Genomic DNA, 19,908 nt, shown 5'->3' on the forward strand with positions numbered 1-19,908 from the left:
TGTAAAGCGCAGCTTGTTTTCAGTTGAAACTATAGGAGAAGCCGCCCATGTCCGACCATGCTGCCCGTTTGACCGCCCTTAGAGCTGAGCTGAAGGAGCGCGGCCTTGACGGCTTTATCGTGCCGCTGACGGATGAGCATATGAGCGAATATGTTGGCACCTATGCCCAGCGGCTTCCGTGGCTGACCAATTTCACAGGCTCTGCCGGCAATGCGGCGGTGCTGCAGGATAAAGCCAGCCTGTTCATTGACGGTCGCTACACCATACAGGCAGCGGCAGAGTTGGACCCGGCGCTTTATGAGCATCATCTGTTTGAAAACTATCCCCTGCTGAAGTGGGTTGCCGACAATGCACCAGAGCATGGCGTGATAGGCTATGACCCTGAACTGACGACCATCGCCTGGGTCGAACAGGCCGAGGCTGCGCTGAAGAAAAAAGGCCTGAAGCTGGAAGCGGTAAGCACCAACCCGATCGATGCCATCTGGGAAGACCGCCCTGCTGAACCGCTGGCGCCCGCCCTTGTGCATACGGCAGAGCATGCCGGCAAGTCAGCCGAGGAAAAGCGCGCCGAGATCGGCGAGAAACTGCGCGAGGAAGGCGCGGACGCAGCCGTCATCACCATGCTGGACAGCATTGCATGGGCTTTCAACATTCGCGGTACAGACGTTTCCAACACGCCCGTTACCCATGCCTGGGGCATCCTGCATGCAGACGGCAGCGCCAATCTTTATATCGCGCCCGAAAAAGTCACCGATGAGCTTCGGGTGCACCTGGGCAATCAGGTTCAGATTGAACCCCGCAACACCTTCTATACTGCGCTCGCAGCCCTTGGCGGGGCGGGCCGCAAGATCCTGGCGGACCGGGACACCAATAACGCCAAGGTGTTCAACACCCTGCAGGTCAGTGGCGCAACCATCGTCGAAGGCCAGGACCCTTGCATCCTGCCGAAGGCCGTGAAGAACCCAACCGAGCAGCAAGGCAGCCGTGATGCCCATATCCGTGACGGCGCCGCCATCGCAGAATTCCTGCACTGGATTGAAACCGAAGCGCCCAAGGGCGGCATTGATGAGTTGATCGCTGTCGACAAGCTTTGGGCCTGCCGCAAGAAGCGTGACCTGCTGCGTGACAAAAGCTTCGATACCATCTCAGGCAGTGGCCCGAACGGCGCCCTGCCGCACTACCGCGTGAATGAAGCATCAAACCGCCCCCTCAAGAATGGCGAGCTTTATCTGGTGGACAGTGGCGGCCAGTATCTGGACGGCACGACAGACATCACCCGTACCGTGCCGGTTGGGGACCCGACCGACGAGATGCGCGACCGATTCACCCGCGTGCTCAAAGGCCATATCGCACTGGCTACCACTCGCTTCCCGAAAGGCACCAGCGGGATGGCCCTGGACGCCATCGCCCGCCGCCCGATCTGGGAAGCGGGGCTGGATTATGATCACGGCACAGGCCACGGCGTTGGCGCCTTCCTGGGCGTGCATGAAGGTCCGCAACGCATCGCCAAGGGCGGCACCAGCGTGCCGCTGCAGCCGGGTATGATTCTCTCCAACGAGCCCGCTTATTATAAGGAAAACGCCTTCGGCATCCGGATTGAAAACCTCATCCTTGTCAAACGGGTTGAAGAAGACACCGAGCGCGAGATGTATGAGTTTGAAAACCTCACCTGGGCACCAATTGATCGCCGCCTTGTTGACACCAAAATCATGTCGGACACTGAGCTTGATTGGCTGAACAGGTACCATACACAAGTGTATGATAAGATCGCAGACCTGGTTGACGCCGACACGCGCGAGTGGCTTAAAGAAGCAACCGCACCAATTGAACGCGCAGCATAAACAGGCGAAATAGACAGATCGAGATCCCAGATGAACGCATCCCACCAGAAAGCCCCGCGCCATATCAGGCTACCGGCCAACATGGCCGGACGGGACTTTTTGCTGGGTGACCTGCACGGTGAATACGACCAGTTCGTCGAGGCCATGATGCGCGTCAAGTTTGACCCGGCGAAAGACCGGGTGATTTCGGTTGGTGACCTGGTAGACCGGGGCCCCAGCTCCTACGACTGCATGATGCTTCTGCACAAGCCCTGGTTCTATGCCACCCGTGGCAACCACGAGACCATGCTGCTGGATGCCCAGTTTGATGGTGCCATGGCCATGTGGATGGCCAACGGCGGCGAATGGTTCCTGGAACTGAGTGAAGACCAGAAAGACGACTGCACAACGCTTGCACAACAGATGCCGCTGGCCATCACGCTGGAACTTAAGGACGGTCGAACCATAGGCGTCTGCCATGCCGAATGGCCAGGCGAAGACTGGAGCGTTGTTGAAGAGACCGTGTTCGATCTGTATCAGGTTCAGGCCATGCTGTGGGGCCGCCGTGTGCTCAGCAAAGGCAAGCCCCAGAGTGACCGCTCAGCGGTACTGACAGTGCATGGCCACACGCCGATCGACGCCCCCAAGAAGCTTGGGAGCGCGCTTTTCATTGATACGGGCTGTGTCTATGGCGGCACGCTGACGCTGGTGAGCGTGGAGCAGGCGCTGGCAATCCCGCCAGATGCCAAACCGTCAATCCTCAGTCGGCTTCGCGGACTTCGAAGTCGGTCGTGATCTCGGCCATCGCGCCAAGCTGCACAGACGCCGAACAATATTTGTCTTTTGAAAGCTGAATGGCGCGCTCAACCGCCCGCGGGTCCACACCAACGCCCGTGACCACAAAATGTGCGTGGATTTTGGTAAAGACACGGGGTGGCTCAGCCGCGCGTTCGCTTTCGAGCTCCACCCAGCAATCGGTCACTTTCTGGCGCGATTTCTTCAGCATCATCATTACATCGATGCTGGAACACCCACCCATGCCCAGAAGAAGCATCTCCATCGGGCGGATGCCATGGTCAAGGCCGCCATCGCCGGAGCCTGAGTCCATCACCACGGCATGACCGGAAGGCGACTCACCAATGAACGTCATGTCACCTGCCCATTTTACCCGTGCTTTTTTTGCTGTCATGATCATGCTCCCGGTATGGATTTAAAAATTTGGTTCTGCCGCTTTTAAACCATGCCGGGGCTGTGCGGCAACGGCTGTTCGGTGCAAATTCCTGTTAACGCTATCTTTATCCCTGAATTCATATAGTTAGACATGGTTAACGGTGGAGGCCAGGTGCCGTGCTGTATCATCTTTTATATATCAGCGAACTGAAGAGCGATGCGTCTCAGGACATGGATACCATTGTCCAGCGCTCCAGGGACTATAACAAGGACCATCATATAACCGGTGCGCTGTGGTTTGACGGCACGGTTTTTGTCCAGATGCTGGAAGGGGACCGGATGGCCCTCTCGGGCGCGTTGGCCCGCATCATGCGGTCCGATGCTCATCATAATTTCGAACTGGTCTTTTTTGAACCAGCCGCAGAACGCATCTTCTCTGATTGGTCGATGGCCTATTATCACGCGTCCAAGGACGAGCAGGATATCGTGAAGAAATTTGCCACGGACAATAGCTTCCGGCCGCGCAGGATGTCAGCACAGAGCCTGATCACCTTCATGCGCTATCTGGAGATGGCACGCCACGTGAGCGCCGCCAACAGCATCTAGGCCTGTTCAGGAAAATCGGCTTCCGCGTCACCCACTTGCCACTGCGAGTGCTTTTTCATCACTGACTTGAAAAAGGCGCTTTCGGTGAAAGCCCGAAGCCAGGACCGAAGCGCCGGATAGGGCGCCGCGTCAAACCAGGATCTGTCCACACCCGAGAACTGACGGATAAAAGGCAGGACGGCATAATCCGCAAGGCTCGCGCGGCTGCCGAACAGCCAGCCATGACCGGCGAGGCGTGCTTCAAGCTTTTCAAGGAAGTTTTCCGCCGCCTGCCGATGCGCAAGCGGGTCCACATCTTCGTACCGGGTGGCATACTTGAACCGGTCCAGATGGTGCTTGAAGTCGCCGTCGTTTTCGCGGATCAGCGCGAGCATGCCCTCAAGCGTGCCTTGTTCGGGCGTCAACCAGCCATCCGGATCATTCTGCGTGAGCGCCCATAGCATCACATCGAGGCTTTCGTCGATCACCGCGCCGTCCTGCAACTGCAGCACTGGCACCGTGCCCTTGGGTGAAATCTCCAGCATGTGCGCTGGCTTGTCCCGTAGCACCACTTCCCGAAGCTTTACGGCTACGCCGGCTTGCGCAAGCGCGAGCCGCGCCCGCATGGCATACGGGCAGCGGCGGAAGCTATAGAGAATGGGGCGTTCTTCAGGCACTAATCTGCCTCAGCACTTTCGGCCTTGTCGCCCATTTTGTCACGGGGCGGCTTAGTGATGCCCACATGGCGTTCGCCGCGTTTTTGCGCCAGCTCAATCTGCTTCTGGCGTTCCTTGAAGCGCTCTTTCTGCTCCGGCGTCGTCTCATCGATACACAGCGGGCAGCTCACGCCTTCCTCATACTCCGGCAGCAGCTTGGCGTCCGGCGAAACCGGACGGCGGCAGGCACGGCACATGGTATAGTCCCCTTCCGCAAGGCCGTGACGCACGGATACGCGGTCATCAAAGACAAAACAGTCGCCTTCCCACAGGCTTTCTTCCTCTGGCACTTCCTCAAGATACTTCAGGATGCCACCTTCAAGATGATAGACCTCCTCGTAGCCCTGCTCTTTCATATAAGCCGTGGATTTTTCGCAGCGGATGCCGCCGGTGCAGAACATGGCCAGCTTGGGCTTATCCAGAACACTCTTGTTCTCTTCCGCCCATTTGGGGAACTCGCGGAAGGATTTGGTCTTGGGGTCCACCGCGCCCTTGAAGGTGCCGATGGCCACTTCATAGTCATTTCGCGTGTCCACCACCACGGTGTCTGGGTCTGAGATCAGGGCATTCCAGTCAGCGGGTTTCACATAGGTGCCCACAACCTTGTTGGGGTCCACGCCCTCGACACCCAGGGTCACAATCTCTTTCTTCAGGCGCACCTTCATGCGCAGGAAAGGCTCGTCCGACGCCCAGCTTTCCTTGTGGGTATAGCCGCTGATGGGCGCAATCGTGTGGAGGAAATCAAGCACTTTGCGCACACCCGCTTCGGGGCCTGCGATGGTGCCATTGATGCCCTCGTTCGCCAGAAGAAGCGTGCCCTTCACATCGCCCGCAAGGCACACATCCGTGATTGGCTGCTGCCAATCTTTAAAGTCAGGGAAGGCCGCGAACTTATAAAGCGCAGCCACAAGATAATTCGACATGTCTGTTCCATTCATTTCAGGGGACCGACGCGTAAAGCCGGGACCAAAACTGCGCGCCTTATAGCAAGTTTGACCGCCCCTGTAAAATCAGGAACGAATCGGTCTTTGTTAAAGAAAAATCCCTTTGTTTTCCTGCGATTAAGAACGCCTCTTACCTGCCGATAAGGGTTGGCGACCTGCCCGGCCCTTGCTATAGTCGCGACATATTCAGATCCAGTCAGCGGCAAAGGAGGCTCGTCATGAAAGGCGACAGACAAGTCATTCAGCATCTTAATGTGATTCTCAAGAACGAGCTGACAGCCATCAACCAGTATTTCCTGCATTCCCGCATGCTCAAAGACTGGGGCATGAAAAAGCTGGCGGATAAGGAATACGAAGAATCCATCGACGAGATGAAGCATGCCGATGAACTCATCGAACGCATCCTGTTCCTTGAGGGCCTGCCGAACCTGCAGGACTTGGGCAAGCTGATGATCGGCGAAGACGTGAAAGAGATTTTCGAGTGCGACCTGAAGATGGAGCATACAGCCCACAAGGACCTCAGGGATGCGATCGAATATTGCGAAAGCGTTCGGGACTATGTCAGCCGCGAGCTGCTGGAGAGCATCCTCTCGTCTGAGGAAGAGCATATCGACTGGCTTGAAACCCAACTGGGCCTCCTGGACAAGATGGGCTACCAGAATTACGTGCAGCTTCAAACGCCCGCCGCGGAGGACTAATCCTCACGTTCAACACGCCGGTTTCAGATACAAAAGGACCGCCTGGGCGCGTGCCCTGGCGGTCCTTTTCCCCGTCGTGCCCGGGCTCTCGCCCGGAAGCCACTTATTCTGCGGCAAGAAGGCGCCTGTTCGGTAGCTCCTCTTCAACCAGACCCGTCGCACAGTCGCGGCATGCGCCACAGCAAAAGCCGCCCCCCAGCGACATATAGGCTTCTTCAGCGTTGCTTACGCCACCTTCACGCACAGCTGCGCGGATTTCCCGGTCAGTATATCCATTACAAAGACACACATACATGCTGCGACAAACCTTCTGAAATTGCGAACAATTCTTAGTATTACTATCAACTCGCAATTCGCCCGTCAACAAAGAAATCTCTATATCCCATGCTGAGCGGGGGTTACACGCAATCAGACCGGTGATCCAAACATGAAATTCAGTCGTATTTAATCAAGCATAGGTATGTTATTGTTGAAAAAAAAATGCGGTAGCAGGATAAACCTCATGAACGAACCATACCAAAGAAAGCCTTTTGATTTCCCCCAGGTGCCTCCCAGGGTTGACCTGAAAATGAAGGACGTTGCCGGGTCTGCTCTGGCAGAGAAGCTCAAGCTGTGGCCTGTATTGTGGCGCGACCTGCTGGATGAGGGCAAGGCCATCCCGGCCAAGTCAGACCTTCGTTTACCCAAGCTCGCCTCCATCCTGCCAAATATCATCATTTTTGAACGGCTCCAAGACGGTGACTATACCTTACGCCTTGCAGGCACCGAGGTAGAGGATTGGCTTGGCCGTAAATTGACGGACACAAATCCCCTTTCACTGGTCCCGGAAATTCAACGTCCACGCGTTAGGGCTGTGTATGACAATGTCATCGATCAGCCCTGCGGTTTCTATATTTCCGAAGTCCTCATGCTAAGTCGGGGCAAGAAAGCCCAGGTCACCACGCTGAAATTGCCGCTGACAGATGACGAAGGCACCATCCGGTACTTTTTGGCCGTCTATCAATTCTCCGATGGCGAATATGTTGAAGGGCAGCCGCCAAAGACTGTTGCTGAGCATCAACGCGTAGATCATATCGGCTATATCGATATTGGTTTTGGCGTCCCTGAAACCGCCGGTTAAAAAACACACCCCGCCACCATGCCGCCATTTCCCTGCCGCAATTATCGGTAGAATAAAGCCTGCGACCTTCTGATGACCTAAAAGCTTCATCAAAGGCCGCTAGGAATTGTCCTGAAGGCGGGCCCCACCCTGGCCCGAAACTGGTCATTCGGCAGCGCGAAAAACGGTAACGCGCTATGGGATTAACGGACACATGCCATTTGATATTCACAACCTGAAGCCAAAGCGGATTGCCCTCTTTTCCGGCAATTATAATTATGTGATGGACGGCCCGGTACGAGCGCTCAATACCCTTGTCGCCTTTCTTGAAGAGCAGGGCATCGAGGTGCTGGTCTTTGCGCCAACCGCCGACAAGCCTGCCTTCAAGCACAGTGGCACACTGGTTTCAGTACCGTCTTTTGCGCTCCCAGGCCGCAGCGAATACCGGGTAGCCTTGGGGCTGCCCCGAAGCGTTCGCAAACAGCTTGAGGCCTTTGATCCACAACTGATCCACCTTGCAGCGCCAGACCTTTTAGGGTGCGGCGCGCTCAAGTGGGCGCGCAAGCACAATGTACCTACCGTCTCGTCTTTTCATACCCGGTTTGATACCTACCCCCGCTACTATCACCTTGGCTGGCTGGAGCCGCTGGTGCGCGCCTTCATGCGCCGCTTCTACAACCGATGCGAACAGGTTTATGTGCCGTCGGAATGTATGCGCCAAATTCTGACAGAACAGCATATGGGGGAAGATATCCGCCTGTGGACCCGCGGCGTTGACGCAGACCTGTTTTCACCAACCAAACGTGACATGGCGTGGCGGCGCGACAACGGCATCGCGGACGATGAGGCCGTGATCGCTTTTGTTGGCCGCCTGGTTCTGGAAAAAGGTCTTGGCATTTTTGCCGATACGCTGGATGAGCTGAAGAAACGGGGTCTGAAGCACAAGGCCTTGATCGTTGGCGACGGACCCGAGCGCGAACGGTTCGCCAAGCGCCTGGCCGACGCCGTTTTCTGCGGGTATCTGCAGGGCGAAGATCTGGCCCGAGCCTATGCCTCCGCCGATATTTTCTTCAATGCCAGCATCACCGAAACTTTCGGCAACGTGACCCTTGAGGCGATGGCATCAGCCGTGCCTGCCGTATGTGCAGATGCCTCTGGCAGCCATTTTCTTGTGCGGCCCGGCGAAACAGGCTATCTGGTGCCCCCCGGCGATGTATCGGCTTTCGCTGACAGGCTTGAACGCCTGATCGCCGACGAAGGCCTCAGGGCCGGTATGGCGGAAGAAAGCCTCGCGGACAGCCGGAAATTTTCCTGGGATGCAGTGCTGAACGCTCTGCTGGACAATTATGAACAGGCGATTACCCACTATTGGGCAAAGAAACGCACCAACGCAAAGGTCAGCCGGGGCGCCCGTCTCGCAAAATAGAATATCGTGTCCCAAAGCCCGTTAAAACAGATCGAAAACCTGCTCGCCTCCATCACGGCCAAGCCAGGCTTCACGCTTGTGCTGAAGGTAGTGCAGTTGTCAGCGGTCGCTGGCGTGCTTCTGTTCCTGTCCGGCAAACTGGGGCATATCGGGTGGGACAAAGTGATGGCCAGCCTGCCCACCACACCCTGGTTCTATTTCTTCTTCACCATCATGTATCTGGCCTACCCGATCGCCGAGCAACGGGTGTATCGCCTTATCTGGGCCGGTGAGACAGGGCCTGAACTGGGTGTTTTCCTGCGCATGCGGGTCTATAACTTCGCGGTTCTCAGCTATGCCGGGGAAGCCTTTCTCGGCCTTTGGGCACGGAAAAACCTGAAGCGCAAAAGTGGCCTGATCTTCTCCAACATCAAGGACAGCAATATCCTCTCGGCACTGGCATCAAACAGCTTTACCATCTTACTGCTTCTTGTCTTGTTCTCAAGCGGGCAGCTGCACCTGATTACCGATGCAGATGCCGACTTCCGCTACTATCTTGGCTTGGCTGTGCTTGTGGGCATAATCCTGATCCCCACCGTCATTCATTTCCGCGATCACCTGATTGCACTGGACGGCAGCACCGCCAAAGCCGTTTTCCTGACGCACCTGACCCGCCAGGTCGTGGTCCTTCTGGCGCAGGTGGCCATGTGGGCCGTGGCTGTGCCTGAGGTGCCGATGAGTGCCTGGCTGCTGCTGTTGACCGCCCAGATGGTACTGACACGCGTGCCTTTCCTGCCAAACACGGACCTGCTGCTGGCAGGGCTTGGGATCACACTGATCGGGTACCTGGCGGCCCCTGAAGGCAAGCTTGCCGGGATGTTTTTCGCCGCAGGCGTCCTTTCACAGGCTTCAAATCTGGTAGTTTTTGCACTGGCTTCCCTGCCAAAAACTGCATTGCGCAGGCGCGCGCGCGCCAAACAGGCCTGAGCCAAGCCTGTTTACCAATTCTTTGAATAGGGTATGATAGCTTCGCGACTCAATCAGAACGAGCGTTTGGATAGGATATACTGTCTTGCTGAAGCTGGATCATAGCATCCTGCCCCCTGGCACGGAATTCGGTGAATTTACAGTTCACGGTGGCGCCGATCTTGTGGGCAAAAACAAGATTGCCGATTTCTTCTATGATTATTGGCTTTCCAAGCATGATGGCGACCATTTGCCATGCCGCGCCGACATCAGGCCTACCGACATCCGCCAACATCTGGATCACCTCGTGATTATGGATATCGGTCGGGACAAGCAGCCCTTTTCGCTTAATGTGCGGCTGATCGGCACTCATGTTGCCAATTTCTATGGCGAGATTTCCGGCAAGGACATCAATGAGATGACCAACCAGATTGCCGCCGCCCGCATCTATCACACCAGCGCTTTGGTGTTGGAGCAAAGCCTGCCACAGCTTTGTATCACGCCAGCCGTTTCACCTGACCGCCAATATCTCGAGGCCTACGCACTATATCTGCCGCTTTATGATTCGTCCCGTGAAATTGAGAAAATACTCGTCGCCGTCGATGTTGCTTCGAAGCGTACAGGCCGTTCCCTTTCGGTCTGAATAGGGCTGAAACCTGTTGGAAATCAGCAGCAAAAATGCTTAACTGACCAAAGAGTCAGGATTGTCCGTTTGATCGGGCACCGACCTCCGGTTTATGACACAGTGGAACCCTGCCTGCGGGCGGGGGTTTTTATGCCAGCAACAGGAATTCATAGGGTCAAAGGTAGGAATCTGGTGTGACGGTTAAAGCGATCAAAGGGGCGATATTTCACCTGCTGGACGACCCCGAAACAATCGGGGCAGACCAGGCGACACAGTATTTCGCCGATGGCATGCTCATCCTTGAGGACGGTTTTGTGCGTGCCTGCGGCAAGCGCGCGGACCTTGAACCTGGGCTGGGCACTGGGGCGGAAATTGTAGACCACAGCGGCAGCCTTATTATGCCCGGCTTCATCGACACCCACATCCACTTCCCACAACTGGATATGATCGCTTCCTTCGGTGAAAAGCTGCTCGACTGGCTGGAGCGCTATACCTTCCCTGAAGAAGCCAAGTTCGCAGACCCGGCCCATGCCGAGGAATGCGCCAACTTTTTTCTTGAAGAACTGCTTCGGAACGGCACCACAAGCGCACTCGTATACGGCACGGTTCACAAGGAATCCATCGATGCCCTGTTTGGGGCTGCCTATAAGCGCGGCATGCGGATTGTGGCCGGCAAGGCACTGATGGACAGGAATGTACCCGAAGCGGTGCGCGACACGGCCGAAAGCGGGGACCTTGATAGCCGTGAGCTGATTGAAAAGTGGCACGGCAAAGGCCGCCTCGGGTATGCTGTGACGCCTCGTTTCGCCCCTGCCTGCTCCGATGACCAGCTCACTCGTGCTGGCAAACTGCTGGCTGAAATCCCGGACCTGTTAATGCATACCCATATGGCGGAAAACACCAGCGAGATGGACTGGGTGAAAACCCTCTATCCGGACGCCAAAGACTATCTGGATGTCTATGCCAAATTCGGCCTGCTGACCGACCGCAGCGTATTTGCCCACTGCATCCATACGGGGGGCGAGGTATTCCAGCGCATGGCAGAGCATGGCGCCGCCGTCAGCCACTGCCCGACATCGAACCTGTTTCTTGGGAGTGGTCTCTTTAATCTCAGGGAAGCGGAGAAATATGGCGTCAAGGTCGGCCTGGGCACTGACGTGGGCGCAGGGACCAGCTTCTCAATGCTGCAGACGCTCAACGAAGCCTACAAGGTAAGTCATCTGAAGGGCCACGCCCTTGACCCCTATAAGTCTTTCTTCCTTGCCACCCTTGGCGGTGCACGCGCGCTCAATATGGCGGACAAGGTGGGAAATTTCGAAGATGGCAAAGAAGCTGATTTCATTGTCCTCGACATGGCCGCGACACCGCTTCTGAAGCGGCGACTGAAAACCTGCACCTCTATCGACGAGACACTTTTTGTCCTGTCGATGCTGGGTGACGACCGCACTATCAGTCATACCTATATCGCGGGCGAGTGCCGCTACTCAAAATAAGTGCCCAAAATAAGTACAAGGCATACATTGCCCCTTAATCAAGTTACGTTATAGTGAACCTTTGACCACTGCATATGGGCGGGAATATAGTTGTTCACTGCATTTGCCTTACTTTCGACTGTTCTTTTGCAGTCTGCAGACGCACCCCCAACGCTCGAGCTTTATACCGAGCATAACCCGCCCTTTACCTACAAACAGGAAGAAACCGGGGAAATCGCTGGCGCCACTATGGCAGTCGTCAGGGAACTCATGCAGCGCGCAGACGTCCCTTACACGGTGGAGCTTATCCCCTGGAAGCGGGCCTATTCCGAAACACTTCGCCAGAAGAATGCCTGTGTCTTTGGCATGAACCGCACCCCTGAACGGGAGAAGAAGTTCCTTTGGGTGTCGCCTCTATTTGAAGGCCCCTGGTCCTTTTTCAAGCGGCCCGATGCCGCAATTGAGCTGACGTCCCTTGCAGATGTAGCGGCCTATAAAGTGGTCGCGACAAGTGGCTATGCGTCCGCGCTGGCGCTTCAGCAAACCGGGCACCAGAAAGTCCTGATGGCAACCAGCAACGAACGCGCGATGCAACTGCTATTTCATGGCAGGGTCGACCTGATGCTGCTCGGTGACTTTGAGGCGCCCTATGTGGCAAAAGCGGCAGGCCTACCCACTCCGACAAAAGCACTGCAGTTCAAGGAGGCCTTTACCGGCATGGGCTGCAATTTAGGGACTGACCCATCGATTATCGCCAAACTGCAGGCCGCAAACGCCACCATGGCCGACTTTCGCAAGAAAGCCTACAGCAACATCGACTATTAAAGCCATGTCGTGACCGGGTGGCGTGCTTCGTCTCTGGTGTCACTCTCAAAAACATGTAAACTGATTACCGGATGGGACAACAACAGCTGGAGCACTTTGTGTTCGCTGCCTTCGCCTTTGCTGCAACTGTAACCGCTGCTGAGCCAGTGCCCGCACCACTGCCTGAGGCACCGCAGCTGAGCCTCTATACCGAGCATAACCCACCCCTCACTTACCTGTCCGCAGACAGCCAGAAAATTGAAGGCCTGGTTTTCATCATTGTCGACGAAATGCTGAAACGGGCCAATATCAACTATACTATTGAGCTCTTGCCCTGGAAGCGCGCTCTGTCTTTAACGCGGCGCTCACCGAACACTTGCCTGTTTGCTATGGACCGCACCCCCGATCGCGAAAACAAATTCCTGTGGGTCTCTCCCCTTTATGAGGGGCGTTGGGCCTTCTTCAAACGACCGGATTCCCCCTTGGAGCTTGAGAGCCTGGCGGATATCGCCCCCTATCAGATCGCCACTGTATCTGGATACGCATCCGCAAACGCGCTTCAGGAAACCGGCCATGAAAGAATCCTGAATGCGGGCACAAATGTGGATGCTGTGCGGCTTCTTTTTCATGGTCGAGTCGACCTTTTGTTGACCGGCGCCGTTGAAATTCCCTACATCGCCAAGGAAGCAAACACACCTTTGCCGCTAGAAGCCTTGCCTTTTAAAAATGTATCCACAAGCATGGGCTGCAGCCTGGACACTGACCCTGACCTTATGCGTAAGCTTCAACAGATCAATGAAGAAATGACGGACTTTAAAAGACAAGTCATGGGACAGGCCACCCCGACAGATTAAATCTCCAATGTGACCTGCTCGCTTGCCTTCAGGTGGTATTCCACGCAGTTGTCATCATCCGCGATCCGGTCAATCACCAGAAAATCACTGATATCCTCAAGCGCGAGCGAGAAATGATGCCAGGTACCAGCATGATAGTTCACACCTTGATCGCCGCTTGCCAGAAAGGCCCGCATACCCCGCGCTTCAAACGGTCCCTTCGGCGCCACAACCACCAGATAGGATCGGGCGGAAAGCGGCACAAACGCCTGTGACGACTTGGGGTGATATTCCATCACCTCAATCATGATCGGCATCGGAAGCGGTGCCGAGCGAAAGATGCTGATGCCAGCCTTCGCACCGTCCGCCGTTACATTGATGGTCGCCAGATCATGAAAGCGCGTAGTGTTGCCGTAATTGATTGTGTGCTTTTCGGCATCATCGGACGCCTCAATCACATCGCCAAAAGGCGCAAAAGCTTCACGTGTCAGTGGTTCGACCTTTAGTTTGCGCATGGCTTACCTTCTCGCTCCGTCTTCGATCCATTTGCCAAGAAGCGCGCGTTCCTCGTCCGTCATACCCGTCTCGTTGCCAAGCGGCATGATATCGGACATCACAGCCTGCTCCATGATCTTGGGCGCATATTGAACCACCTGATCAGCGGTGTCGAACATCACGCCGCCCGGTGCTTCCGGGAAAAATTCGTGGGTTGGCGCCGCCGCGTGGCACATATTGCAATGCTTCCCCAGAACCGCCTGAACCTGCCCGAACGTCACAGTCTCTTTCACCTCCACACGACTTGCTTTTTCAGCCTCTGCGGCAAAGAAAGCAATGGCGAGGAAAAGCACCACCGAGGCCACAACAAGCGCCGGGCTTGTCTTGCCCTTGTGGCGCAAGTTGAAGAAATGCCGCACCATCACACCCACAAGGCCAATGGCCGCCACAACCACCCAATTGTAAGGACTTGAGAAGGTCATTGGATAGTGGTTGGAGATCATCAAAAACAAGACTGGCAGAGTCATATAGTTGTTATGCAAGGATCGTTGCTTGCCCATCTGGCCAAGTTTCGGGTCCGGCGTCTCTCCCGCCGTCAAGGCGGACACCACCTTCTTCTGGTTCGGGATAATCACCATGAACACATTGGCCGCCATGGCGGTGCCCACAATGGCACCGATATGGATGAAGGCCGCCCGGTCAGAAAAAATATGCGTCAGCGCATAGGCCGCAGCGGTCAGGGCCGCGAACCAGATGATGCCCGTAAGCGTATTGTTCGTGCCAAGGGGTGACCGGCAAAGGCCATCATAAAACACCCAGCCGCCAACCAGGAAAGCCAGGCTGATACCGATTGCCTCAAACTGCGTCAGGTCCATCTTTGATTTGTCGATCAGGAACAGATCAGCGCCCAGATAATAAATCACGGCCAGAAGCGCAAAGCCGGACATCCAGGTGAAATAGGCTTCCCATTTGAACCAATGCAGGTTTTCGGGCATCTGTTCCGGCGCTACGGCATATTTCTGCTTATGGTAAAAGCCACCGCCATGCACAGACCACAGCTCACCCGACATACCTTTCTTGGGCTCTTTCGGGCTTTCAAGGTGGTTATCCAGCCAGATGAAATAGAAACTGGAGCCAATCCAGGCGATGCCGGTGATGAAATGCAGCCAGCGAATGGCCAGATTAAGCCAAGGAGTAAAATCGAATTCCATCGTCCCGTCTTTCCTTCATACTTCTGGCAAACCACCTGTCGCCCGAGCGGGCCGTTACAGATGCTGCAACAGCTGTGCGGCGATGCCGGCGGCGATAATCTCGGGTTCCTTACCCGTGACACCTTCAACCCCAATAGGGCAGATGAGCCTCAGCAAGTCTTCTTCCGCGATCACACGTTCCTTGAGCATGCGGTTTTCAAACCGCGCGCGTTTGGTCTTTGACCCAATCAGCCCGCAATAGCGTGCGTCACCGCGCCCCAGTACCGCGGCCGTGATGGCGTAATCCAGCTGGTGGCTGTGGGTGAAAATCAGGAACAGGCTGCCTGGGGCTGCGCTTTCCACCACTTCGACGGGGTCGCGGTCTGTCACCCTTTCTGCATGTTTGGGCATAAAACTTGGGAACTCATGCGCGCGCGCGTCCACCCAGGTCACCTGAAACGGCAGCTTGTGGATCGCAGCCATCACGGCCTTGCCCACATGCCCTGCGCCGAACATATAGAGCGGTGTCCGTGCGCGGCGGTCGGTCATCAAAGCCATGCGCTCACTGAGCGGTTTTTTGGTGAGTTTCAGCGTCACGCTGCCGCCACAGCATTGTTCGAGCAAAGGGCCAAGCGCGTAATTCTGGCTGAGTTCAGTGAGCGCATCATCCGCCAGCAGCTTATGCGCCTGTTCAATCGCCTGATATTCGAGGTTGCCGCCGCCGATGGTGCCCTGGATGCCGCGTGCATCCACCCACATGGTCGTGCCCGCCTCACGCGGCACTGAGCCTTTGGTCTCCTCGACAACAATCAGAACGCCATACTCGCTACTCACCGGCCTACCCCTTAAGTGCCCGTACCGCCATCAGCACCTCTTCAGGCGTGGCGGGCGCGTTTAGCTTTGGCGAAACCTTATAGTCACCTACAGACGCTACCGCGTCGCGGATCGCCAGGAACACACTGTTCGCCAGCATGAACGGCGGTTCGCCGACCGCCTTTGACCGGTGGATCGTGGCTTCCACATTGCGACCTTTACTGTAAAGCTCGATATTCATCACTTCCGGCCGGTCGCTGCAGGCTGGGATTTTGTAGGTGCTGGGGGCGTGGGTCCGCAGGTTGCCCTGCCCGTCGAACACCAGCTCTTCGGTTGTCAGCCAGCCCATGCCCTGGATGAAGCCACCCTCGATCTGGCCCTTGTCGATCGCCGGATTGAGCGACCGGCCGGTGTCATGCAGGATGTCAACTTGGGTAACCTTATATTCACCCGTGAGCGTATCGATCATCACCTCACTCACAGCCGCACCGTAGCAGAAATAAAGGAACGGCCTGCCTTTGTGGGCCGCGCGGTCATAGTGGATCTTGGGCGTTTTATAGAAACCGGTGGCGGACAGCGACACCCGGTTCAAATAGGCCGCTTTCGTTAGCTCCTCAAACGCCAGTTCGTTGTTTTCCACGTAAACCTTGTTGTTCCTGAAGGTCACCCGATCAGTCGGGCAGCCATACCTCGAGGCCGCGAAATCCACAAGCCGCGCCTTAATTTTGCGCGCGGCATCCAAGGCCGCCATGCCGTTAAGGTCAGACCCACTTGACGCCGCCGTCGCCGACGTGTTGGGCACCTTCGCGGTCGTCGTGGCAGTGATTTTGATCTTGTCCACGTCGATCTGGAATTCTTCGGCCACCACTTGGGCTACCTTCACAAACAGGCCCTGCCCCATTTCCGTGCCGCCATGGTTCAGGTGCACACTGCCGTCGGCATAGACATGCACCAGCGCGCCCGCCTGGTTAAGGTGGGTCGTGGTGAAGCTGATGCCGAACTTCACGGGTGTCAACGCCATGCCTTTCTTCAGCACCGGGCTCGCGGCATTGAACTCCCGGATCGCCGTCCGGCGCGCCTTATAGTCGGCGCTTTCTGCTAGCTCAGTGATCAGCTCCCCGGCGATATTGTCTTCAACCGTCATGCCGTAAGGCGTGATATCCCGGCCTTCGCCGTAAAGGTTCGCAAGCCGCACTTCCGTGGGGTCCTTACCCAGCGCGCGAGCGATATCGTCGATGACATACTCGATGCCGATCATGCCCTGCGGGCCACCGAAGCCGCGGAAGGCGGTGTTCGACACCGTGTGGGTTTTCAGGCGGTGCGACCTGATCGTGCTGTCCCCAAGGAAATAGCAGTTGTCAGCATGGAACATGGCGCGGTCGTTGATGGCGGGCGACAGGTCGGTGGACCGGCCACAGCGCGAGGCCATCTCAATCTCAATGCCGAGGATGTTGCCGTCGTCGTCGAAGCCCACGTCATACCCGTACTTGAAATCATGACGCTTGCCGGTCATAACCATGTCGTCGTCGCGGTCGAGCCTCAGCTTGGCAGGCCGTCCTGTCTTCACGGCAACGAGCGACGCCATCGCTGCAAACATGGCCGGGTGGGTTTCCTTACCGCCAAAGCCGCCGCCCATTCTGCGCACTTCAACCGTCACTGCATTCGTCGGGCGGCCAAGAACCTGGGCCACCAGATGCTGCACCTCTGATGGATGCTGGGTACTGGAAAACACATGCACATCGCCGTCTTCCTGTGGGGTCGCGTAGGCGATCTGGCCTTCAAGATAGAAATGGTCCTGCCCGCCAATACGGAAGCTGCCCTGAAGCCGGTGGGGGGCGGAGCCAAGCGCCGCTGCAGCATCACCCTGCCCCATGGTCTGCATGGGCTCTATTGCACTTTCCGCTTCCAGCGCGTCATCGATGGTGATCAGCGCAGGCAGTTCCTCGTAGGTCACATCCGCCAGCTTCGCGGCGGCGCGGGCAAGGTCAACGCTTGTGGCGGCTACGGCGAAAATCGGCTGGCCAACATATTCCACAAGGCCTTCCGCGAACAGTGGATCATCGCCCGCGAAGGCGCTGACGTCATTGTGGCCGGGAATATCCTCAGCCGAAATCACGCAAACCACACCTTTGGCCGCCTTCACCGCGCTAAGATCCATTGCTGTAATGCGGGCGTGGGCCTTCTTGCTCATGGCCACATAAAGATGCAGCAGGTCCTTCGGCTCCGGCAGATCGTCGATATAGCGTGCCTCACCAGAGACATGCTTGTGCGCGCTGTCGTGGCGTAACTCCTTGTGCACGGCACCCTTGATATCCGAAAGCGTATCAGACATGCGCAAGTACCTTATCGCCCACCAACCGCGTCGCGATATCTGTCGTAGTCTCAAGATAGGCCCGCATCAGCAGGTTCTGGGCCACTTGCATGCGGTACTCAGCACTCGCCCGCATGTCGGAAATCGGCGCATAGTCCTGGCGCATCGCTTCCATCGCGGCTTGGGCAGCTTCCAGGGACCATTCCTTGCCCACGAGCGCTGCCTCTGTCGCGGTCGCGCGCTTCGGGGTCGCAGCCATGCCACCAAAAGCGATGCGGGCGTCCTCGACAATGCCGTCCACAATAGTCAGGCAGAAAGCCCCACACACGGCAGAGATATCCTGGTCGAACCGCTTGGAGATTTTATAGGCCCTGAATCGGCGATTCTCCTGGGGTTTCGGCACAATGATGCGCACTAGGAACTCGCCTGGGGTGCGGTCCTGCTTGCCGTATTCGATAAAATAATCCTCAAGCGCGATGGTGCGTTCATCCGTGCCTTTCCTGAGAACCAGTTCAGCCCCTGCCGCAATGAGGGCAGGTGGGCTATCCCCGATGGGTGAGCCGTTGGCGATGTTGCCGCCGATGGTGCCGCTGTTTCTGATCTGCACACTGGCGAAGCGGCGATAAAGCTCCCCCATATCCGGATAGTATTTCGCCAGGACGTCCATGCCGTCAGAGACACTGACACCCGCGCCAATCTCAATCGACTCGCCAGACTCGCGAGTCTCCTTCAGGGCCGCCACCGCGCCGGTATAAATCACAACCGACAGTTCCCGGTGCTGCTTCGTGACCCACAGGCCAACGTCCGTCCCGCCCGCCAGGATCGTAGCCTTTGGATACTGCTCAACCAATTCTGCCAGCGCCTCAGTTGTTACTGGAGCGAAATATTTTTTTTCAGCCCCGGAAACCGGGTCTTTTGCTATCAACTCCAGCGTCTCGTGCCGCTTAAGCGCCATCAGCCCTTCGATCTTTTCCTTCAGCGCCATATGGTCCATAGGGACACGCGCTTCCTGTGCCCGCATCCCGGCCTCAAGGAGCGGGCCATAGCCGGTGCAACGGCACAGGTTGCCCGCAAGCGTGTCATTAAGCCCCTCGCGCGTTGCGGTAACACCGTCCTCATACAAGGCATAAAGGCTCATCACGAAACCCGGCGTACAGAAGCCGCATTGGGAGCCGTGAGTATCCACAATCGCCTGCTGCACAGGATGCAGCGTGCCATCAGCACGCTTCAGGCTTTCAACCGTAATCAGCTCCTTGCCGTCCAGCGTGGGCAGGAAAAGGATGCAGGCGTTTACCGCCCGGTAGCGCATTTCCTCGTCAACCACTTCACCAAGCACTACCGTGCAGGCGCCGCAGTCGCCCTCCGCGCAGCCTTCCTTGGTGCCGGTGCGCGCCAGGCGGTAGCGCAGGAACTGGAGCACCGTTTCCGTGGGATCCGGGTTCACAAGCTCATGCAGTTCACCATCCAGAAGAAATCTGACTGTGCCGTACATCAGGCCAAAAACTCCCTAACTGCCACGATAGGTGCTGTAGCCAAAGGGCGAGATCAGGAGCGGCACATGATAGTGCGCGCCCGCGTCCGCAACACCAAAACGGATTGGCACGACATCAAGGAAAGCCGGATCAGAAAGCCCGGTGCCGCGCGCACGGAAATAATCGCCCGCTGCGAATTCCAGCAGATACTCACCTTTGGCGAAATCGGCCCCTTCCAGAAGCGGTGCATCCACCCGACCGTCATTGTTGGTGACAGCTTCCCTCAAGAGCGTCATGCCATCAGACTTGAGCGCATAGAGCTTGATATGAATGCCTTCTCCCGGACACCCATTTGCCGTGTCCAGGACATGGGTGGTAAGCCTTCCCATATTGCCCTCGTGAAGTCAGTTGAAATTCGTCATGCTCAACCCTGACCGAAGAATCAGGATTTGTAAAGTAGATCATCGACACTTTTGATATGAAATTGTTG

21 protein-coding genes are annotated in these 19,908 nt (G+C 56.6%); 11 read left to right on the plus strand and 10 right to left on the minus strand.

Translation table 11 applies throughout. The features are described 5' to 3' along the window. The first annotated feature begins 47 nt into the window (after positions 1-47). Positions 48-1,841: an aminopeptidase P family protein gene (locus ACFO5Q_RS00720; RefSeq protein ID WP_068150744.1), complete on the plus strand. Its 1,794-nt coding sequence runs from the start codon at positions 48-50 to the stop codon at positions 1,839-1,841. A 30-nt stretch (positions 1,842-1,871) separates the two neighbouring features. Beyond that, complete coding sequence (locus ACFO5Q_RS00725; RefSeq protein WP_068150746.1) at positions 1,872-2,615, plus strand: metallophosphoesterase; 744 nt, start codon at positions 1,872-1,874, stop codon at positions 2,613-2,615. On the opposite strand, the gene ACFO5Q_RS00730 is transcribed toward ACFO5Q_RS00725, so the two are convergent. After that, positions 2,581-3,009: an OsmC family protein gene (locus ACFO5Q_RS00730; RefSeq protein ID WP_068150750.1), complete on the minus strand. Its 429-nt coding sequence runs from the start codon at positions 3,007-3,009 to the stop codon at positions 2,581-2,583. The two genes, ACFO5Q_RS00725 and ACFO5Q_RS00730, sit on opposite strands and share 35 nt — an antisense overlap. Before the next feature lie 158 nt (positions 3,010-3,167). Between ACFO5Q_RS00730 and ACFO5Q_RS00735 the strand changes: the two genes are divergently transcribed. Further along, a complete protein-coding gene (locus tag ACFO5Q_RS00735) occupies positions 3,168-3,596 on the plus strand; it encodes a BLUF domain-containing protein (RefSeq protein ID WP_068150752.1) in 429 nt (142 codons plus the stop codon). On the opposite strand, the gene ACFO5Q_RS00740 is transcribed toward ACFO5Q_RS00735, so the two are convergent. Beyond that, positions 3,593-4,252 carry a glutathione S-transferase gene (locus ACFO5Q_RS00740; RefSeq protein WP_156432029.1) on the minus strand — a complete coding sequence of 220 codons (660 nt, stop codon included), beginning with the start codon at positions 4,250-4,252 and terminating at the stop codon, positions 3,593-3,595. The genes ACFO5Q_RS00735 and ACFO5Q_RS00740 overlap by 4 nt on opposite strands. Beyond that, entirely contained in the window at positions 4,252-5,229 is a 978-nt protein-coding gene (trhO, locus tag ACFO5Q_RS00745; RefSeq protein WP_068150755.1) for an oxygen-dependent tRNA uridine(34) hydroxylase TrhO, read from the minus strand. Before trhO ends, ACFO5Q_RS00740 begins: the two co-directional genes overlap by 1 nt. A 224-nt stretch (positions 5,230-5,453) precedes the next feature. Between trhO and bfr the strand changes: the two genes are divergently transcribed. After that, positions 5,454-5,933, plus strand: coding sequence for a bacterioferritin (bfr, locus tag ACFO5Q_RS00750; protein WP_068150761.1), 480 nt, complete (start codon positions 5,454-5,456; stop codon positions 5,931-5,933). Positions 5,934-6,036: 103 nt separating this feature from the next. Here bfr and ACFO5Q_RS00755 read toward each other — a convergent pair whose 3' ends face one another. Further along, positions 6,037-6,228, minus strand: coding sequence for a (2Fe-2S)-binding protein (locus tag ACFO5Q_RS00755; RefSeq protein ID WP_068150765.1), 192 nt, complete (start codon positions 6,226-6,228; stop codon positions 6,037-6,039). A gap of 207 nt (positions 6,229-6,435) precedes the next feature. Between ACFO5Q_RS00755 and ACFO5Q_RS00760 the strand changes: the two genes are divergently transcribed. The 7 genes from ACFO5Q_RS00760 (at position 6,436) to ACFO5Q_RS00790 (ending at position 13,158) form a co-directional block, all read left to right on the plus strand. Beyond that, positions 6,436-7,053 carry a PAS domain-containing protein gene (locus ACFO5Q_RS00760; protein WP_068150770.1) on the plus strand — a complete coding sequence of 206 codons (618 nt, stop codon included), beginning with the start codon at positions 6,436-6,438 and terminating at the stop codon, positions 7,051-7,053. Positions 7,054-7,246: 193 nt separating this feature from the next. Next, positions 7,247-8,458: a glycosyltransferase family 4 protein gene (locus ACFO5Q_RS00765; RefSeq protein WP_068150772.1), complete on the plus strand. Its 1,212-nt coding sequence runs from the start codon at positions 7,247-7,249 to the stop codon at positions 8,456-8,458. A 6-nt stretch (positions 8,459-8,464) separates the two neighbouring features. Next, the gene (locus ACFO5Q_RS00770; RefSeq protein ID WP_068150775.1) at positions 8,465-9,424 is read left to right on the plus strand and encodes a hypothetical protein; all 960 of its coding nucleotides are present in this window, start codon (positions 8,465-8,467) and stop codon (positions 9,422-9,424) included. An 85-nt stretch (positions 9,425-9,509) separates the two neighbouring features. Then, positions 9,510-10,046 carry a PAS domain-containing protein gene (locus ACFO5Q_RS00775; RefSeq protein WP_068150781.1) on the plus strand — a complete coding sequence of 179 codons (537 nt, stop codon included), beginning with the start codon at positions 9,510-9,512 and terminating at the stop codon, positions 10,044-10,046. Positions 10,047-10,222: 176 nt separating this feature from the next. Continuing rightward, positions 10,223-11,521: a guanine deaminase gene (guaD, locus tag ACFO5Q_RS00780; RefSeq protein ID WP_068150783.1), complete on the plus strand. Its 1,299-nt coding sequence runs from the start codon at positions 10,223-10,225 to the stop codon at positions 11,519-11,521. Positions 11,522-11,611: 90 nt separating this feature from the next. Then, positions 11,612-12,325 carry a substrate-binding periplasmic protein gene (locus ACFO5Q_RS00785; protein WP_068150786.1) on the plus strand — a complete coding sequence of 238 codons (714 nt, stop codon included), beginning with the start codon at positions 11,612-11,614 and terminating at the stop codon, positions 12,323-12,325. Between the two features lie 98 nt (positions 12,326-12,423). Continuing rightward, entirely contained in the window at positions 12,424-13,158 is a 735-nt protein-coding gene (locus ACFO5Q_RS00790) for a substrate-binding periplasmic protein (protein ID WP_068150790.1), read from the plus strand. Here the strand turns inward: ACFO5Q_RS00790 and ACFO5Q_RS00795 are convergent. Genes ACFO5Q_RS00795 through uraH form a run of 6 tightly spaced genes read right to left on the minus strand, consistent with a single transcriptional unit; the run spans position 13,155 to position 19,807 of the window. Continuing rightward, positions 13,155-13,652: an ureidoglycolate lyase gene (locus tag ACFO5Q_RS00795; RefSeq protein ID WP_068150793.1), complete on the minus strand. Its 498-nt coding sequence runs from the start codon at positions 13,650-13,652 to the stop codon at positions 13,155-13,157. The two genes, ACFO5Q_RS00790 and ACFO5Q_RS00795, sit on opposite strands and share 4 nt — an antisense overlap. Positions 13,653-13,655: 3 nt before the next feature. After that, the gene (locus tag ACFO5Q_RS00800; protein WP_068150796.1) at positions 13,656-14,843 is read right to left on the minus strand and encodes a urate hydroxylase PuuD; all 1,188 of its coding nucleotides are present in this window, start codon (positions 14,841-14,843) and stop codon (positions 13,656-13,658) included. Between the two features lie 54 nt (positions 14,844-14,897). Beyond that, complete coding sequence (gene xdhC / locus ACFO5Q_RS00805) at positions 14,898-15,656, minus strand: xanthine dehydrogenase accessory protein XdhC (RefSeq protein WP_068150799.1); 759 nt, start codon at positions 15,654-15,656, stop codon at positions 14,898-14,900. A gap of 4 nt (positions 15,657-15,660) precedes the next feature. After that, a complete protein-coding gene (gene xdhB / locus ACFO5Q_RS00810) occupies positions 15,661-17,967 on the minus strand; it encodes a xanthine dehydrogenase molybdopterin binding subunit (protein WP_068150801.1) in 2,307 nt (768 codons plus the stop codon). Continuing rightward, a complete protein-coding gene (xdhA, locus tag ACFO5Q_RS00815; RefSeq protein WP_068150804.1) occupies positions 17,960-19,438 on the minus strand; it encodes a xanthine dehydrogenase small subunit in 1,479 nt (492 codons plus the stop codon). Before xdhA ends, xdhB begins: the two co-directional genes overlap by 8 nt. Before the next feature lie 15 nt (positions 19,439-19,453). Next, positions 19,454-19,807, minus strand: coding sequence for a hydroxyisourate hydrolase (uraH, locus tag ACFO5Q_RS00820; protein WP_068150807.1), 354 nt, complete (start codon positions 19,805-19,807; stop codon positions 19,454-19,456). Positions 19,808-19,908: the final 101 nt, after the last annotated feature.

This window comes from Kordiimonas lipolytica (assembly GCF_042651265.1).
In the GTDB taxonomy this organism is placed as follows: Bacteria; Pseudomonadota; Alphaproteobacteria; order Sphingomonadales; family Kordiimonadaceae; genus Kordiimonas; species Kordiimonas lipolytica.

Bases quoted from the DNA above. Each gene is read 5' to 3' on its own strand.
- ACFO5Q_RS00795 (WP_068150793.1), bottom strand. From the start codon at position 13,652: ATGCGCAAACTAAAGGTCGAACCACTGACACGTGAAGCTTTTGCGCCT.
- trhO (WP_068150755.1), bottom strand. From the start codon at position 5,229: ATGAATGGAACAGACATGTCGAATTATCTTGTGGCTGCGCTTTATAAG.
- xdhA (WP_068150804.1), bottom strand. From the start codon at position 19,438: ATGTACGGCACAGTCAGATTTCTTCTGGATGGTGAACTGCATGAGCTT.
- ACFO5Q_RS00725 (WP_068150746.1), top strand. From the start codon at position 1,872: ATGAACGCATCCCACCAGAAAGCCCCGCGCCATATCAGGCTACCGGCC.
- uraH (WP_068150807.1), bottom strand. From the start codon at position 19,807: ATGGGAAGGCTTACCACCCATGTCCTGGACACGGCAAATGGGTGTCCG.
- ACFO5Q_RS00760 (WP_068150770.1), top strand. From the start codon at position 6,436: ATGAACGAACCATACCAAAGAAAGCCTTTTGATTTCCCCCAGGTGCCT.
- bfr (WP_068150761.1), top strand. From the start codon at position 5,454: ATGAAAGGCGACAGACAAGTCATTCAGCATCTTAATGTGATTCTCAAG.
- ACFO5Q_RS00800 (WP_068150796.1), bottom strand. From the start codon at position 14,843: ATGGAATTCGATTTTACTCCTTGGCTTAATCTGGCCATTCGCTGGCTG.
- ACFO5Q_RS00730 (WP_068150750.1), bottom strand. From the start codon at position 3,009: ATGACAGCAAAAAAAGCACGGGTAAAATGGGCAGGTGACATGACGTTC.
- xdhB (WP_068150801.1), bottom strand. From the start codon at position 17,967: ATGTCTGATACGCTTTCGGATATCAAGGGTGCCGTGCACAAGGAGTTA.
- ACFO5Q_RS00720 (WP_068150744.1), top strand. From the start codon at position 48: ATGTCCGACCATGCTGCCCGTTTGACCGCCCTTAGAGCTGAGCTGAAG.
- ACFO5Q_RS00765 (WP_068150772.1), top strand. From the start codon at position 7,247: ATGCCATTTGATATTCACAACCTGAAGCCAAAGCGGATTGCCCTCTTT.
- ACFO5Q_RS00755 (WP_068150765.1), bottom strand. From the start codon at position 6,228: ATGTATGTGTGTCTTTGTAATGGATATACTGACCGGGAAATCCGCGCA.